The sequence below is a fragment of the Halorubellus litoreus genome, assembly GCF_055378595.1.
Window position 1 is genome coordinate 1,817,782 of sequence record NZ_AP043836.1, and the last position, 14,623, is coordinate 1,832,404.

Below are 14,623 nucleotides of genomic sequence, written 5' to 3' on the forward strand. Positions count from 1 at the left end.
GCGGGGTTAAGCGCGGGAGATAGTTCGGGGTTTCCGGTAACGGGACGCGGAACCTACCCGAACCGAGCAGTCGGTTAGGAACGAGTAAACGACGGTACTGGACGCGGTAGCGGTTCGGAGAAACGTCGCGTTTCGAGCGGACTGCCGCGAGTCAGTTCCCGGGGCCGCGGTCTTCCGCGTCGCTCGTGACGGGTCGCCCGTCCTCGGTGGGTGGGGCGACGTAGTCGACGAACTCGTCGACGCTGGGGTCTTCGACGCGGACGCGGACGTGGATGTCGCCGAGTTCGTCGGGGTTCCCGACGGCGAAGTTCACGACGCCCTGGAACGCCGCCTGCTTCTTCAGGGCGAACTCGAAGGTGTCGCCGTCCCGGCCCGCTTGGAACTGGCCGCGGGCGGTGTCGAGTATCTCCTGGGCGTGCAGGCGCTCGCTGAAGTGCTCGAGTTGGTGCGCGGTCGCCATGACCTCGCCGGGGTGTTCGGTGACGTCGGCGTCGGGGAAGAGGTTCGTGATGGCGTCGACGACGCGGTCCGTGACCTCGGTGTCGTTCACGGGCGCGGTTATCTCGACGTCCACGGAGTAGATCATGCGTCGACCTCCGCGACGGCTTCCGGGCCGTCTTCGAGGAGGGCCGTGATGCGAGCGCGGAACGATTCGAGCGTGTCGGTGTTGTCGATGGTGACGTCGGCGCGCGCCATCGCGTCGTCCATCCCGAACCCGCGTTCGCGGTCGTCGCGCTCGCGGAGCGTCTCGCCGACGTCGCCGTCGGTCTTGTCGCGGCCGCGGTCCGTGATGCGGTCCTTCCGTACCTCGAACGGCGCTTCGATACTGACGAGTATCCAGTCGTCGCCGAACGCCTCCTCGAACCGGTCGGCTTCCACGCCGGAGCGGAGGCCGTCGACGAGGACGGTGTCGGTCGTCTCGAGGTGCTCGCGGATGATGGGGAGCGAGCGTTGCGCGATGGCGTCGGGGCCGTTCTCCTCGCGGAGCGCTTGCGCGATCTCGCCGTGATGCGTCGCGGGGTCGAGCCCGCGGTCCCGGCACTCCTGGCGGATGACGTCCCCCATCGTCACCACGGGGATGCCGGCGTCGCGGGCGACCGCTGCAGCCTCGCCTTTCCCGCTCCCGGGCAGGCCAACGGTACCGATGACAGTCATTGGAGACGAATAGTCGAGTCGGCGGCTTAACCCCACCGCTCTCGCGCGCCACGTCGCGCCTCGACGTCGTCCTCGACGAATCCGGGGCATGTGAGAAGACCCATACGCGCTCGCGGTGAGTGTTCGAGTATGGCCAACCAGCACTCGCTCGTCGTCCGCATCGCGTGGTTCCTCCTCGTCGGGTGGTGGCTCACGCTCCTCGCGATCAACGTCGCGTGGGTCCTGAACGTCACCATCATCCTCCTGCCGCTCGGCATCAAGATCATCAACCGCGTGCCGTACCTCCTCACGCTCAAACGCCGCGACACCGGGTTCGACCCGGACGGCGTCCCGCAGACGAGTCTCCTCGTGCGCGCCGTCTACTTCGTGTTCGTCGGGTGGTGGGCGAGCTTCATCTGGGCGAACGTCGCCTGGTTCCTCTGCGTCACCGTCATCGGCATCCCGTTCGGCATCTGGATGTTCGGGAAACTACCGTACGTCACGAGCCTCTACCGGCTCGACGCCTGAAATCCGAATCCGGACCGCTTTTTTGCCCGCACCGACGACACGACAACGAGGGCACGTAGCTCAGCCAGGATAGAGCGTCGGACTTCTAATCCGATGGTCAGGGGTTCGAATCCCCTCGTGCTCGTCGATTCTGCGACGAACGAAGGCGAGGAGCGAATCGCGGACCGAGCGGATTCGAATCAGGGAGCACGCAGCACCGAGCGCGGCGAGGTGTCGTGCGACCGTGGTTCGAATCCCCTCGTGCTCGTTCATCCTCGCTTCGCTCGGATTCACGAGCACGATGTAGTCCCCCTCGCTCCCTGCGGTCGCTCGCTGGACTCCCCTCGTGCTCGTTCCCTGCTCACGGCGTCGTCGTTCGCTTTCGCGGGGCTTGGGACGCTCGCCCCGCGGTCCGCTCGCTCGCGGGACTCCCATCGTACTCGTCTTTCGTGGGTTATGGTTCGCTCGTGGGATTCTCGTCCGTCCCTCCGGTTGCTTGCGGATTTCGATAGCGGCGGTTCGGTCTCGTTCGCCGAATGGATTACACGAAGTCCGTTCTACGAGGGTCCGGCCGGTTGGCGTAGAAACGACGCACAGTATCGCTCGTGGGGCCTGCCAGCCCCGCTGTTGAGAGGTGAGCGTGTCGATATGGAGCGTTCGTCTGTCTCCCTCGAGTGACGGAGGTTCGTGAGCGCCGCCAGGTCGCAGTGAGAAGCGAGGTCGCGGGTGTGTTCGCTGCGACGCGTGGTCTTCCTGAAACCGCATGGGTGGGCGGGTCAGAACGGACGCGACCTTCAGCCGGTCGCTCTCGGTCCGGCGTTCGGCTCTCTTCCCGTCGGTGACCTACTCGTTGTAGCCGGTTTGTTGACTTGTCGTTCTGATTGCGTCGATCGTACAGTTGGTTATCTCCTGGGTGTGAGTGCCGTCCCAGGCAACTTCTCCTCCCAGAGAGTCACATTCGCCTTGGTCGGCGGCGTTTTCAGCCATCCCGCAGCCTCCCGGACTGACGCTTTCATTATTTTCGTAGAACGTGGCCATCGGCGTTACAGGGCCCTCCAGTGGTCCGTGACCGGGGTAGGTAGGCGCTCGTATCTGTCCGAGATGGTGATCTTCGTCGTCGACGATCCGTTGATCGACGAGGGTGTGTCCAACTTCTTGGATGGACAGGTTCTTCATGCGCTCGACGGGGTCGCTGTTCGATTTAGCTCCTGGATAGTTTCCGGCAGTCCCGACGTGAGCAAAGCCGAGTCCTTGTCGATCAAGGCTAGTCATCCCATTGCTGAAATCGAGGAAGGGACCGCCAGTATCTGCACCCGCGAAGGATGTCTCATCGGACACCAGAACGTGAATGTCCCAATTCTGGTAGTTGTCGCCTTCGTAGATATCGTAGCAGTCCCCTTGGAAATCTAGATAGCTTTCGTTAGTTGGTCCACAATCGTTGAACTCAACTCCGGTAACATCACCGTCGTTGAACGTCGATTTTGTGCTTTTGTTGACAGCACTGAATCCGATGGCATCAGCGGATTGCAGTTGCGAGATGAAGTCGTCGAGGGTGTCCTCGACGATCTCCGCCTTTGCATGATCTGACTCCTTCTGCGGCCATACTTTGATAAGAACGCCACCCAGGGAATCCTGTGTTGCTTTGCCCTGAGCAGACCCGACGAGGGCGAACCCAGAGGTCGCTGCTCCCGCGTGCTTCAGCATCTGTCGCCGATTGATTTCTGGCATCAGCTTGAAATCCAAACGAACACTGATAAATAAAACGATTTTATATTTTTATTTAGCCATGTTCGACTGTCTAATATCTTTAGTCGGATTTCTATTATATCTGCCAGATGGTGGTTCTCAACGCGCCTCAACCTAGTCTGACAAAGATTGTATAGAAACCGTCCGTCTGTGGTGCCTATCGCTCGCATGTCAGAGACTTCACCGCCGATACCTTTACTCAAATACAGGAGTTGATGCTGTTATTACTACAATTGTGGTCGCGTATCTGTCCGGATTACTTCATTGAAAATCGACTGCTCCTCGCCCGGGAGCAGACAGGTATCACCCTCACGACTTGGGCGACCGGGATCGGTATGCCACCCGAGACGTTTTGCTCTTGGTTCGTGTACGCCGTGATATGGACGGGTACTTCGAGGACGTCGAGGTCGGTGAGGAGCACGCGTTCGGGTCGTACGAGGTCGACGAGGACGAGATAATCGAGTTCGGCGAGCGGTACGACCCGCAGGCGTTCCACACGGACCCGGAGGCGGCCCAGGAGTCGATGTTCGGGGACCTTGTGGCGAGCGGGTGGCATACGTGCGCGATGACGATGCGGTTGCTCGTGGAGAACGAGTTACAGGACACGAAGGCGATGGGGGCCATCGGCGTGGACGAGTTGCGGTGGAAGCAGCCGGTGTTCCCGGGGGATACGCTTCGCGTGGAGACGACGGCGTTGTCGAAGGAGGACTGGCAGCCGGGGGTGGGGTTGGTGCGGTCGCAGACGCGGACGTTGAACCAGGACGACCGCGAGGTGTGTTCGTTCGTCGGGCTGGTACTGTACGAGAAGCGCGAGTGAGGGCGTGCGGTCGGTCGACGCCCGCCGCGGCGTGCGTGTGGTTGTCTGTCGGGGCAGCGGTGGTTTTTCGAGGGGTGCGGGCGTCGCGGTCGGTATGAGTGATCCGTTCGAGCGGGCGGTGTTCTTCGACCTCGACCACACGCTCCTCGCGTTCGAGACCGAGTACGCGACGGTGCTCCGGGAGGTGACCGAGCGCCATCTCGGCGGCGGCGACGAGGTGTTCGAGGTGACCTACAGCGACCGGTTCCTCGAGCTGCTCGGCGACCACGCCGAGTCGCCGTATCGGCGGGCGTTCGAGTACGCGCTCGCGGAGCACGACTACGCGGACGCCGGGGTGTCGGTGGACGCGCTCGTTGAGACGCTCCGGGAGCGCGAGGTCGCTGGCGTCGCACCGTCGCCTGGCGTCGAGCGCGCGCTCGACGCGCTCCGCGACCGCGGGGACGGCGTCGGCGTGCTGACGAACGGCGTCCCCGCGTTCCAGCTCGCGAAGCTCCGCGGGCACGACCTCGAGGGATACGTCGACGCGAGCGTGGTGTCCTACGAGGCGGGCGCGCACAAGCCCGACCCGGCGCCGTTCGCGCTCGCCGCGGACCGCCTGCCCGCCGACGAGTACGTGCTGGTCGGGGACTCCTACGAGGCCGACGTCCAGGGCGCTCGCGAGGCCGGATGGCGCGGCATCCACTACGCGCCGGACGGCGACTCGCCTGCGAGCGACCCACTGCGGTCGTTCGAGGACCTCCTCGACCGACTCGACTAGTCGAACCCCGAGACGAGCGTGACGACCCACTGTGCGGGGTCGGCGCGGTCCCGGACCTCGACGGATTCTATCCACTTCACCCACTGGAAGCCGCGCCTGCCGGGGGCGACGAGGCGGAGCGGGTAGCCGTGGCCGTGCGAGAGCCGGTCGTCGTCGACGTGCGTCGCGAGCAGCGCGCGTTCGGCCTCCTCCCGCGGGAGGCTCCACCGGTAGCCGGTGACGGAGGTGAACCGCACCCAGTCGGCGTCCGGGTCGGCGTCGGCGGCGTCGAGGAGGTCGCCGACGCGGACGCCCTGCCAGTCGTGTTCGCTGTACCAGCCGCTCGTGCAGTCCAGGAGCGCGCGCTGCTCGCTGGCGCGTATCTCTTTCTCACCAAGGGTTGCGGGCTCGTCGAGGGCGAGCGGGGAGTCGACGCGCCCGGTGACGGAGAGCGTCCACGCGCTGCCGTCGATGGGGTCGGGGTCGTCGGCGACCCAGGACGTGACGGGGAACCGGTTCCCGTCGTCGCTCCCGCGCTCGGTGGAGCCCGTGAAGCGCCTGGTGGGGCCGAGGATGCGCGTGAGTCGCCACGCGACGGCGCCGGCGACGAGCGTCGCGGATAGCTTGAGGGCGTTCCGCCGTGAGGCGTCCTGGCGCGTGGGCGTCCGGAACCGCGAGTAGAGGTGGACGAGGAAGATGGGGACGAGTGCGATGCCGACGTACGCGTGGAGGACGAGCCCCGTGAACGGCCCGACCTGCTCGACGACGCCGAGCGTCCACGCGAGCCCGGTCGCGAGCGCGAGCACGGCGACGACCGTCAACGCCACCGAGATGCGGACGGTCCAGTTCCAGGAGCCCGAGAGCCGGTGGCGGACCCTGGCGAGTTTCGCGGCGAGCGCGCCGACGAGCACGACGCCCGCGACGCCGTGCAGCCAGAACACCCACGCGTCGCTTTCGGTGCCGGCGAGGATGCTCGCGAACCCCGTGATGGCCGCGACGACGACGCCCGCGAGCAGGACGGCGTCGACGAGTCGCGAGGGCAGCCACGTCGAGAGCCGGGACACGCTCGCTCGTAGGGACTCGACGTGCATGAGTGTGCCACCCGGGGGATTTTGGACGTGCCCGTCGCAGGAACCGGTATGCTCGTCGACATCGCGGTCGCGGACGTCATGACCGAGCCCGTGGAGACGATATCGCCCGATTCGTCGCTCGCGGCGGCGGCGTCGCGGCTCGCCGAGGGGTACGGGTCGCTCGTCGTCGCGGGGAACGGGGACGCGGTCGGTATCATCACGAAGTCCGACGTGGTGCGCGCGTTCGCCGCCGGCGACACCGAGGGGTCGGTGCGCGATGCGATGTCGGCGCCGGCGCTCTCCGTGCACGCCAGCGACGACCTCGCGGACGCGGCGAAGGTGCTCGGCGATGCGGACGTCGGGCAGGTCGTCGTCGTGGACGACGCCGGGGACGTCGTGGGTGTGCTGTCGGCGACGACGGTCGTGGATTACGTGCCGGCGATCGCTCGCCGGCACGCCGTCCCGGGCGCGGCCGACGTACCGGTGGGGGAGGACGCGGTGGGCGCGGCCGACGATGCCGTGCGCGTTGGCGACCGCGACCGCTACGGGCACGTCCGGAAGCCGGGGCGCGTGGACACGGCGTACGAGGAGGGCGACTGGGCGTTCGAGTGGGACGGCGGCGACGGCATCCGGGTCGGGAACGTCGCGCGGTTCTCGAAGCCGGTTACCGAGTCGGACGTCGAGGAGTTCGCGCACGCGACCGGGGACACGAACCGACTGCACCTCGACGACGAGTTCGCGGCGGGGACGCGCTTCGGTCGTCGCATCGCGCACGGCGTCCTCACGCTCGGCCTCGTCTCCGCGGCGCTCGCGCGGATGCCGGGCGCCATCATCTACCTGAGTCAGGACTGCTCGTACCTCGGCCCGGTCGACCTCGGCGAGCGCTGCATGGCGACGTGCGAGGTCGTCGACGCCCTCGGCGACGACAAGTATCGGCTCGACGTCGCCGTGCAGGACGGCGACGGCGAGATGCTGCTGGAGGGCGGTTCGACGGTGCTCGTCGACGACATCCCCGCGTAGCGGGTCGTTCACGAGCGCGTCGTCCGTGTCGACGAGCGCGTCGTCGACTCAGACCAGCAGGACGGCGAGCGCGATACCGATGAACACTACCTTGAGTGCGGTGTTGAGCGCGACGACCTTCGATCCGAAGGAGGCGCCCCAGATGCCGTACTGGAAGGGGATGGAGCGCTTGAACGTGGAGACGGCGAACGAGACGATGCCGCCGACGAGCATCGTCGCGACCGCCGTCCGGGGCGTGAACGGGCCGTCGGGCCCTATGAGGGGGGCGATGAAGAACGCGCCCGAGGTGGTGTCGACGGCGAAGACGGCGACGACGCCCGCGGCCGCCCCCGGTAACCCGAGGAGGCTCGTGAGGGGGTCGGCGACGCCGGTGACGGCGTCGAACACCTCGGGGTAGCGCTCGACCGCGACGAGCACGAGCGAGTACACGACGAGCAGGCGCGGGACGACGCGGCGGAGCGTCGACTTCGTCGACTCGAACGCCTCGCTCGCGCGGTCGCGGAGCGACTCGGGGTCGTCGGCGTCGTCCGCGTCGGCGTCGTTGGCGTCCGCGTCGGCGTCGTTGGCGTCGGCGTGGCCGCCGTCGCTCGCGACGTCGTCGTCCGCGTCGTCGCCGCGGAGGTCGGCTGGCGTCGCGTCGGGATTCACGTTCGCGGGCGAGAGGAAGAGGGCGCCGGCGAGGACGCCGGTGAGGGTGATGGCGAGGCTGATGGCGGCGCGCGCGCCGACGTACATGAGGCCGACCTCGAGGCCGAGTATCGGGATGAGGACGGGGACGTAGAACGTGAAGATGTGCTGGACGAACCCGAAGAACGTGTTGATGGTGACGGCGACGAGCGTCGCGCGGTCGTCGAGCGTCCCCGAGTCGCGGAGCGTCGCGAGCATCCCGTAGCCCGCGGTCGGGGAGGCGGCGGTGGTGACGACCGCGACCCCGGCTTCGGCGGGGAGGTTCGCCTGCTCGGTGAGTGGTTCGGCGAGTCCGCGGACGCGGTCGACGACGCCGAACTCGACGGCGAGGTTCGCGAGCGTCACGCCGACCGCGATGAGCGCGGTGACGGTGACGACTCGCGGGAGGACCTGCCCGAGGACGACGTCGATGATGGACGCCTCGCTCACGCGTGAACGTCGGGACGGCGCGAGTAAAGTCGTCTCGATGTCCGCACGCGAGGACGGCGTCGACGACGAGGTGGCCCGTCGGGGGTGCCGTCAGTTGCTACTGCACTCGTCGACCTGCTGCATCTGCGCTTCGCCGTCCTCCTGGTGGGACTTCGCGTCGGCGAGGTTCCCGTCGCTCGCCGCCGCGGCGCTCTTCTCGAACGCGGTCGCGGCCTTCAGGAGGTGCGTGGTCTGGCACGCCGCGACGTCGATGCGTGCGGCGACGTCGTCCGGTGCGTCAGCCGCCGAGTCGGCGAACGTCTCGTCGGACGTCTCGAAGTGCGCCTTCGCCGCTCCGAAGGACTCCTCGGCTTCCTCGTACTCCTTGGACTCGCTCTGCGAGCGCCCCGTCTCCAGGTCTTTCGCGCCGAGGATGGTCGACTCGTACCCGCTGGTGAGCGCGTCGAGCGTGTCGACGAGCGACGCGGTCTGCGTGACCGCCGCCTCGACCTTCGCGTACTCCACGCCGTCGACCGCGGCGAGCCGGTCCTGATTCACGCCGTCGAGCGCCTCCTCCGCGGTCGTCGTGCGCTCCTGAGCGGTCGCCGCCTTCGCCTTCGCGTCCCGGACGACCGACAGCGCCTCGTCGTAGTTCTCCTCGTCGAGCGCCGACTGCGCGTCCCCGGCGAGCGCGTTCGCGTCGACCGTCAGGAGGATACCGACGACGCGCGTCATCTCCGCGAGCACCGTCGCGAGGTTCCGGAGGGTCGCGATCTGCTTGGTCTGGGTCTCGGTCGCGGTCTCGCTCGCCGCGTCGAGCTGGCCGCGAGCCTCCTCGATACCGTTCAGGAGCTTCTCCTGGTCGAGGTCGACCTCGTCGGGCGAGTCGAGGTTGTCCTTGACCTTGTTCAGGCGGAGTGCGACCGCGTTCAGCGTACTCACCGCTTGCGCGATGTAGAGGTCGGCGTCGTTCTCGTCGGTCGTCGTCGCCTCGCTCTCGTCGCCCCCGCTCCCGGACCCGTCGTCGGACCCGCCACCGGAGCCATCGCCGCCCGACCCACCGTCCCCGCTCCCGCCGTCGCCACCGCTCCCGCCGTCGCCGCCGTCGCCGCCGGACGTCGGCGAACTCGAACAGCCCGCGATGGCGCCCGCGCCGAGCGCCGCGACCGTGCCGAGCATGTCTCGTCGTTCCATACCGTCTCCTGCATCTACGGCCTCTTGAACGCGTTGGCAGTTCCGGTAGGTTCAGACTATTCGCACCGTTCACGACCGTTCACGTGCCCGAATCCGGGCGGTGGCGTCGCGGTCGCATCGGTCGCTCACGGGGCGAAGACGGCGGCGACGCCGACGAGGACGAGGACGCCGAGGACGTCGCACGCGTTCGTGACGACGGGGATGACGACGTCGTCGGGGTCGAGGCCGCGGCGGTACGCGACGTACGTGGCGACGAGCGTGACGGCGACCGCGAGGACGGCGAGCGCGACGCCGGCGACGGTCGCGACGAGGACGACCCGGAGCGGCGAGAGCCTGGTGGTGCCGGCGACGAGTTCGGCGGTGACCCACGCGCCGAGGCCGACGACGGGGAAGACGCTCGCGGCGAGCGCGAACGTCGCGAGCGCGTTCCCGACGAGCGCGTCGTCGTCGGCCGCGAACGAGACGGTGCCGAGGTGGACGGCGGTGGAGAGGCGGGCGGCGAGGACGCTCCCGAGGTTCCCGGCGGTCCCGATGGTGACGGGCACGAGCACGAGCAGGGACGGCGACGCCAGCAGGGTGTCCTCGACGCTCCCGAGGACGAGGCCGCTCCCGAGTTCGACGAGCGAGAGGACGACGAGCAACGGGAGGGTGGCGCGCGTGATGGCGCGCACCGTCCAGTGCTCGGGCATCTAGATCCCTCCGAGGGCGGCGGCGACGATTCGCGTGGCGAGCAAGAGGACGGCGAGCCCGACGAAGTCGCCGGTCGTGGTGACGACGGGGCCGACGAACGTGTCCGGGTCGAGTCCGCGCCGGAACCCGACGATGACGACGGAGACGACGGCGACGGTGAGCGCGATACCGGACAGGACCCCCGCGATGAGGGCGATGAGTACGAGCGCGAGGAGGCTCGCGGGGTTCGAGCCGAGCGCGGTGAGGGCGGCGTACGTCGCGACGGCGGCGAGCACGGACACGAGCACGCCGTTGGCGAGCGCGGCGGCGATGGCGCCGCGGAGCCGGTCGTCGTCGAGGTCGATCTTCGGTTCGAGCAAGCCCTGGTGGAGGCCGGTGGCGAGGCGCGCGCCGAGGCTCCCGTAGACGTTCCCGCGCGTCGCGAGCAACGCGGGAACGAGCACGAGGAGGCCGGAGACGTCCCCGAGTTCCGCTCGCATCCCACCCAGTACCGCGCCCGCGAACAGGCCGCCGACGACGCTCGCGGCGAGCGCCGGCAGCGCCTCCCGGTACGCGCTCGCGGCGACCTCGCGGACTGTCATACGCGACGGCACACACGCCCGGGTCTTGACGCTTCCCCAGGCGGCGAGTGTCCGGCCCGTGGCCCTCGCGACGGTCGACCCGGTCCGGGTGCCCGACCGTGTCGCGATGGCCGACCGGGTCGCGTCGGAAGCGACAGGTATTCCGAGCGCGCGCCCCGAGGGACGCACGATGACTGACACTGCGACCGCGAGCGACGACGACCGCGACGTCGCTGGCGCGGGCTGGCTGGCGGCGGAGGTCGGGTCGCTCGTGAGCGCGTCGGTCGCGTTCGCGCTCTGGCTCGACGGATCGACCGCGGTCGCGGTCCCCGGCGGGTCGGTGTCGGCGCTCGCGGTGACGTTCCTGTTGCTCGCACTCGCCGCGGTCGCCGCGGGTGGGAAGGCGAGCGCTCGCGGCCAGGGGCTGCGCGCGCTCGGACACGGGACGCTCGCGGTCGGCCTGTTCGTGCTCGCCGCCGGCAGCGGCGTCGCACTCGTGGCGGTCGGCGGCTTCACCGTCACCGTCGGGACGCTCGGCGTCCTCGTCGCGGTCGGCGGCGCGAACCTCGTCGTCCTCGACGTCCTCCGGTAGCCTCGCGCGCCAACCGGGCGACGCGCGCTCCTCGCCCTCGTTCTACAGCGGTTCGTCGACGTCCTCGAACGCCGTCGAGTAGCCGCGGAACCAGTCGCGGATGCGCTCGATGCGGTCGACGACGTGCCCGGGTTCGCCCGACCGCGACAGTTCGTGGCCCTCCCGCGGATAGCGGACGAGTCGCGTCGGCGTCCCGTGCTTGCGGAGGCCGCGGTAGAGGAGTTCGGCGCCGCCGATGGGGACGCGGTAGTCGGCCTCCGCGTGGAGGAGGAGCGTCGGCGCGTCGATGGCGTCGGCGTGCATCGCGGGCGAGTGCTCGGCGAGGAACGTGGGGTCGGTCCACGGCGTCTCCCCGTAGTCGTCCTCGACGAGCTTGTACGCGGCGTCGGTCGACCCGTAGAACGACACGAGGTCGTAGACGCCGCGCTGGGGGACGCCCGCGTCGAACCGGTCGGTGTGCGCGAGCAGCCACGCGGTCATGTACCCGCCGAACGAGCCGCCGGCGAGGAACAGCTCGTCGTCGTCGACGGCGTCGCGCTCGCGGACGTGGTCGACGCCCGCGAGGACGTCCGCGCCGGTGACCGCGCCCCAGTCGCGCTCGATGGCGGCCTGGAACGCCTCGCCGTACCCCGTCGACCCGCGCGGGTTGGACGCGAACACGCAGAACCCGGCGGCCGCGAGCGTCTGGAACTCGTGCCACATCGTCCCCGACCCCGTCCACGTCGCGTGCGGGCCGCCGTGGACCTCGACGACGAGCGGCGCTGACTCCTCCGGGCCGAGCTCTGGTGGCGTGAACAGCCACCCCTGGACGGACGCGTCGTCGACGCGGTCGACGTCGACCGAATCGCTACCAGCGGTCGCCGTCGCCGCGTCGCCGTCGTCCGCGCGGAGCGCGCTCGCGTCGCCCGCTGGGAACGACAACGCCTCGGGTTGGACGACCGCGCGCTCGTCGAGGTACTCGCGGTTCAGCGTCGAGAGCCGCGTCTCCTCGGCGCCGCGCGGTGTCGCGGCGAAGACGTCGCCGGGGTGGTCCCACTCGCTCGCGGTGAACGCGAGGACGTCCGCGCTCGCGTCGAACCCGCTGCAGTGGGCGTCCTCGCCGACGACCACGGCCGCGTCCTCCTCGGGCGGTTCGCTGGCACCCGCGGGCGCGACCGGGACGCGTCGCACGACGACGCTCCCCGCGTCGGGCGTCAGCACGTACACGGACTCGTCGCCGGGGCCGAACTGGACGGGGCCGTCGCCAGCGACCGTGCGGTCGAGGCCCGCGGTCGGCACGCGGACGTCGCCCGTCTCCGGGTCGTAGACGTGGACGTCGGCCTGCCGGAGCGTCCCGCGCTCCTCGGGCGTGGACGCGTACGCGACCCGGCCGTCGTCGGCGACCGCGACCCGGGGCGCCCACGAGGTGTCGCGCACGAGCGTCGCCACGTCGCCGTCGGGATCGCGGCGTCGGAGCGCGAACTCGGTCGTGTCGTCCGGGTCCGCGTCCTCGTCCGCGGGGTCGCGCGCCCCGAAGTAGAGCGCGCCCTCCGGCCCCCACGCCGGCGCGGTGTGGTCGACCTCGCCGTCGGTCACCCGCGTCACCGCGTCGTCGCGGTCGAGGTTCGCGACGTAGACGTGCGAGCGCGTCCCGTCAGTGTACGATTGCGCCGCGCGGTAGACGGTCCGGTCGACGACGCGCGGGTCCGGGTCCTCGCGCTCGTAGTCGTCGTCGACCGCGAGGTCGTCGCCGCGCTCGCGCTCGCCCGCCGTCGTCGACTGCAGGAACGCCACCCGCTCCCCGTCGGGCCCCCACGCGAGCGCGGACACGCCGCCCGGCACGCTCGTCACGCGCCGCGCCTCGCCGCCGTCGACCGGGAGCACCCAGACGTCCGGCGCGCGGTCCTCGCCGCGGTCGGTCGCGAACGCGATGCGGTCCCCGCTCGGACTCCACCGCGGCTCGGCATCGACGCCCGCAGCCGCCGTGAACCGACGCGGCTCCTCGCCCCCGAGGTCGACGACGTACACCGACGCCTCCACGTCCTGGACGTCCGTCGCGTCCCCGCCGGTATCGTCGTCCGCTCCGTCCTCCCCGGACTCGTCGTCGCTCCCGCCGCTATCGCTCTCGTGGTCGTCCACGCGCGCCGTCCGTCGGACGAACGCGACGGCGTCGCCGTCGGGCGACACGCGCGGGTCGCTCGGCGTCGCCAGCTCCAGGTAGTCCTCGGCGTCGACAGTCTTCATGCCTCCGCGAACGCCACGCACCCCCAAGGGGATTCGGGCTCCGGCACAGCGACGAGCGCGAGACGCGGACGCGACCGGTCAGTTCTCGGCGTCGTCGAACTCGACGCGCCCGCTGGTCGCCGACCGGAGGCGATCCCGGAGTTCTGGAGCGTCCTCGACGGGGACGCGCGCGTCGATGCGGACGCGCTCGCCGTAGTCGGCGTCGAACTCCACGCCCGCGCTCTCGACGATACCACGGACGGTCCCGGAGTCGTCGTAGTCGACGACCACGTGGACGCGCTCGTGCGGGCGTTCCTCGACGACGCCCGCGTCGTCGACGGCGTCCTTCACGGCCTGCGAGTACGAGCGCGCGAGCCCGCCGACGCCGAGGTTCGTCCCGCCGTAGTAGCGGGTGACGACGACCGCGACGTTCTCCAGTTCGCGCATCTGGAGGACGTTCAACATCGGCTTGCCCGCACTCCCCGTCGGCTCGCCGTCGTCGCTCGAGTACTCCCGCAGGGGGTCGGCGCGCACGCGGTACGCGGGGACGTTGTGCGTCGCGTCCGGGAACTCGCTCCGTATCTCGTCGACGAACGCCTCCGCGTCGTCGACGGTATCGACGGGCCGGGCGTGCCCGATGAACTCCGAGCCCTGCACCTCGAACGCCGCCTCGCCGCGGCCGCCGACCGTGTCGTACGCGTCGTCGCTCACGGGTCCGTTCCGGTCGGGTCGTCGGTTCGACTCTCGGGGGTCTCGCCGCCGTCGTCGGTCGTTCGTTCGCCGTACAGCAGCGCGAGGAGGACGACGAGCGCGGTCGCTTCGACGACCTTGCTGACGAGCAGGAGCCAGTCCGCGACCAGGTGCTCGAACAGCGTCGCGAGCGCGGTGCCATGCGAGTGCCCGGTGGTCTCCCACGCCGGCGCGATCAACGCGCCGCCGGTGCGGTGCCCGCCGAGGAACACCCACCCGAGCAGGTAACAGAGCATGAGGACGACGCCGAGCGCGTACACGTAGTCCCGGCGCAGTCCCCACGCAGCGAGGCCGACGCCCGCCAGCACGGCGAGCGACGACAGCACGAACAGTATCTGGAGCGGGTCGATGAACGGCGTGCCCGCCTGCACGTAGACGAACAGCCGCGGCCAGCCGACCCAGAGGTGGATGGCGGCCGTGACGAGCGACAACTGGAGCGCGCCCACGCGCAGCGCCGCATCCACGTTCTCGTCCATACCGACGCTCGGGGTTCGCGCTACCTCAACGCGT

The 14,623-nt window shown here is 69.5% G+C and carries 16 protein-coding genes and 1 tRNA gene; 6 read left to right on the forward strand and 11 right to left on the reverse strand.

Annotated elements, in window-relative coordinates; genetic code table 11:
- Positions 1 to 151: 151 nt before the first annotated feature.
- Both ACZ48X_RS13200 and ACZ48X_RS13205 read right to left on the reverse strand, forming a co-directional pair.
- On the reverse strand, positions 152 to 586 hold the full coding sequence (locus ACZ48X_RS13200) for an RNA-binding domain-containing protein (RefSeq protein WP_336349274.1): 435 nt from the start codon (positions 584 to 586) through the stop codon (positions 152 to 154).
- Positions 583 to 1,155, reverse strand: coding sequence for a nucleoside monophosphate kinase (locus ACZ48X_RS13205; RefSeq protein WP_336349273.1), 573 nt, complete (start codon positions 1,153 to 1,155; stop codon positions 583 to 585). The genes ACZ48X_RS13200 and ACZ48X_RS13205 overlap by 4 nt, the downstream gene beginning before the upstream one ends.
- A gap of 129 nt (positions 1,156 to 1,284) precedes the next feature.
- On the opposite strand from ACZ48X_RS13205, the gene ACZ48X_RS13210 reads away from it, so the two are divergent.
- On the forward strand, positions 1,285 to 1,662 hold the full coding sequence (locus ACZ48X_RS13210) for a YccF domain-containing protein (RefSeq protein WP_336349272.1): 378 nt from the start codon (positions 1,285 to 1,287) through the stop codon (positions 1,660 to 1,662).
- Between the two features lie 49 nt (positions 1,663 to 1,711).
- Positions 1,712 to 1,786 (forward strand) — tRNA-Arg (locus tag ACZ48X_RS13215).
- Positions 1,787 to 2,484: 698 nt separating this feature from the next.
- Here ACZ48X_RS13215 and ACZ48X_RS13220 read toward each other — a convergent pair.
- Positions 2,485 to 3,384 carry a hypothetical protein gene (locus ACZ48X_RS13220; RefSeq protein WP_336349271.1) on the reverse strand — a complete coding sequence of 300 codons (900 nt, stop codon included), beginning with the start codon at positions 3,382 to 3,384 and terminating at the stop codon, positions 2,485 to 2,487.
- Positions 3,385 to 3,766: 382 nt separating this feature from the next.
- Between ACZ48X_RS13220 and ACZ48X_RS13225 the strand changes: the two genes are divergently transcribed.
- Both ACZ48X_RS13225 and ACZ48X_RS13230 read left to right on the forward strand, forming a co-directional pair.
- Positions 3,767 to 4,204: a MaoC family dehydratase gene (locus ACZ48X_RS13225; RefSeq protein WP_336349270.1), complete on the forward strand. Its 438-nt coding sequence runs from the start codon at positions 3,767 to 3,769 to the stop codon at positions 4,202 to 4,204.
- Between the two features lie 94 nt (positions 4,205 to 4,298).
- Entirely contained in the window at positions 4,299 to 4,961 is a 663-nt protein-coding gene (locus tag ACZ48X_RS13230) for an HAD family hydrolase (RefSeq protein ID WP_336349269.1), read from the forward strand.
- On the opposite strand, the gene ACZ48X_RS13235 is transcribed toward ACZ48X_RS13230, so the two are convergent.
- Positions 4,958 to 6,031 (reverse strand): molybdopterin-dependent oxidoreductase, encoded by a 1,074-nt coding sequence (locus ACZ48X_RS13235; RefSeq protein ID WP_336349268.1) that lies wholly within the window; start codon positions 6,029 to 6,031, stop codon positions 4,958 to 4,960. The two genes, ACZ48X_RS13230 and ACZ48X_RS13235, sit on opposite strands and share 4 nt — an antisense overlap.
- 48 nt (positions 6,032 to 6,079) lie before the next feature.
- Between ACZ48X_RS13235 and ACZ48X_RS13240 the strand changes: the two genes are divergently transcribed.
- Positions 6,080 to 7,030: a CBS domain-containing protein gene (locus tag ACZ48X_RS13240; protein ID WP_336349267.1), complete on the forward strand. Its 951-nt coding sequence runs from the start codon at positions 6,080 to 6,082 to the stop codon at positions 7,028 to 7,030.
- A gap of 48 nt (positions 7,031 to 7,078) precedes the next feature.
- Here ACZ48X_RS13240 and ACZ48X_RS13245 read toward each other — a convergent pair whose 3' ends face one another.
- From ACZ48X_RS13245 to ACZ48X_RS13260, 4 genes are all read right to left on the reverse strand, one after another.
- Positions 7,079 to 8,146, reverse strand: coding sequence for a nucleoside recognition protein (locus ACZ48X_RS13245; protein WP_336349266.1), 1,068 nt, complete (start codon positions 8,144 to 8,146; stop codon positions 7,079 to 7,081).
- Between the two features lie 90 nt (positions 8,147 to 8,236).
- Entirely contained in the window at positions 8,237 to 9,319 is a 1,083-nt protein-coding gene (locus tag ACZ48X_RS13250; protein WP_336349265.1) for a hypothetical protein, read from the reverse strand.
- A 125-nt stretch (positions 9,320 to 9,444) separates the two neighbouring features.
- The gene (locus ACZ48X_RS13255) at positions 9,445 to 10,008 is read right to left on the reverse strand and encodes a magnesium transporter (RefSeq protein ID WP_336349264.1); all 564 of its coding nucleotides are present in this window, start codon (positions 10,006 to 10,008) and stop codon (positions 9,445 to 9,447) included.
- Complete coding sequence (locus tag ACZ48X_RS13260; RefSeq protein WP_336349263.1) at positions 10,009 to 10,590, reverse strand: magnesium transporter; 582 nt, start codon at positions 10,588 to 10,590, stop codon at positions 10,009 to 10,011.
- A 169-nt stretch (positions 10,591 to 10,759) separates the two neighbouring features.
- Here ACZ48X_RS13260 and ACZ48X_RS13265 point away from each other — a divergent pair, with 169 nt between their 5' ends.
- Positions 10,760 to 11,161, forward strand: a complete 402-nt coding sequence (locus tag ACZ48X_RS13265; protein WP_336349262.1) for a hypothetical protein — start codon at positions 10,760 to 10,762, stop codon at positions 11,159 to 11,161.
- Between the two features lie 42 nt (positions 11,162 to 11,203).
- On the opposite strand, the gene ACZ48X_RS13270 is transcribed toward ACZ48X_RS13265, so the two are convergent.
- From ACZ48X_RS13270 to ACZ48X_RS13280, 3 genes are all read right to left on the reverse strand, one after another.
- Positions 11,204 to 13,384: a S9 family peptidase gene (locus tag ACZ48X_RS13270; protein ID WP_336349261.1), complete on the reverse strand. Its 2,181-nt coding sequence runs from the start codon at positions 13,382 to 13,384 to the stop codon at positions 11,204 to 11,206.
- Between the two features lie 78 nt (positions 13,385 to 13,462).
- Complete coding sequence (locus ACZ48X_RS13275; RefSeq protein ID WP_336349260.1) at positions 13,463 to 14,074, reverse strand: IMPACT family protein; 612 nt, start codon at positions 14,072 to 14,074, stop codon at positions 13,463 to 13,465.
- Entirely contained in the window at positions 14,071 to 14,589 is a 519-nt protein-coding gene (locus tag ACZ48X_RS13280; RefSeq protein ID WP_336349259.1) for a hypothetical protein, read from the reverse strand. The genes ACZ48X_RS13275 and ACZ48X_RS13280 overlap by 4 nt, the downstream gene beginning before the upstream one ends.
- Positions 14,590 to 14,623 lie beyond the last annotated feature (34 nt).

Bases quoted from the DNA above. Each gene is read 5' to 3' on its own strand.
- ACZ48X_RS13200 (WP_336349274.1), bottom strand. From the start codon at position 586: ATGATCTACTCCGTGGACGTCGAGATAACCGCGCCCGTGAACGACACC.
- ACZ48X_RS13205 (WP_336349273.1), bottom strand. From the start codon at position 1,155: ATGACTGTCATCGGTACCGTTGGCCTGCCCGGGAGCGGGAAAGGCGAG.
- ACZ48X_RS13210 (WP_336349272.1), top strand. From the start codon at position 1,285: ATGGCCAACCAGCACTCGCTCGTCGTCCGCATCGCGTGGTTCCTCCTC.
- ACZ48X_RS13225 (WP_336349270.1), top strand. From the start codon at position 3,767: ATGGACGGGTACTTCGAGGACGTCGAGGTCGGTGAGGAGCACGCGTTC.
- ACZ48X_RS13230 (WP_336349269.1), top strand. From the start codon at position 4,299: ATGAGTGATCCGTTCGAGCGGGCGGTGTTCTTCGACCTCGACCACACG.
- ACZ48X_RS13235 (WP_336349268.1), bottom strand. From the start codon at position 6,031: ATGCACGTCGAGTCCCTACGAGCGAGCGTGTCCCGGCTCTCGACGTGG.
- ACZ48X_RS13240 (WP_336349267.1), top strand. From the start codon at position 6,080: ATGCTCGTCGACATCGCGGTCGCGGACGTCATGACCGAGCCCGTGGAG.
- ACZ48X_RS13250 (WP_336349265.1), bottom strand. From the start codon at position 9,319: ATGGAACGACGAGACATGCTCGGCACGGTCGCGGCGCTCGGCGCGGGC.
- ACZ48X_RS13255 (WP_336349264.1), bottom strand. From the start codon at position 10,008: ATGCCCGAGCACTGGACGGTGCGCGCCATCACGCGCGCCACCCTCCCG.
- ACZ48X_RS13260 (WP_336349263.1), bottom strand. From the start codon at position 10,590: ATGACAGTCCGCGAGGTCGCCGCGAGCGCGTACCGGGAGGCGCTGCCG.
- ACZ48X_RS13265 (WP_336349262.1), top strand. From the start codon at position 10,760: ATGACTGACACTGCGACCGCGAGCGACGACGACCGCGACGTCGCTGGC.
- ACZ48X_RS13270 (WP_336349261.1), bottom strand. From the start codon at position 13,384: ATGAAGACTGTCGACGCCGAGGACTACCTGGAGCTGGCGACGCCGAGC.
- ACZ48X_RS13280 (WP_336349259.1), bottom strand. From the start codon at position 14,589: ATGGACGAGAACGTGGATGCGGCGCTGCGCGTGGGCGCGCTCCAGTTG.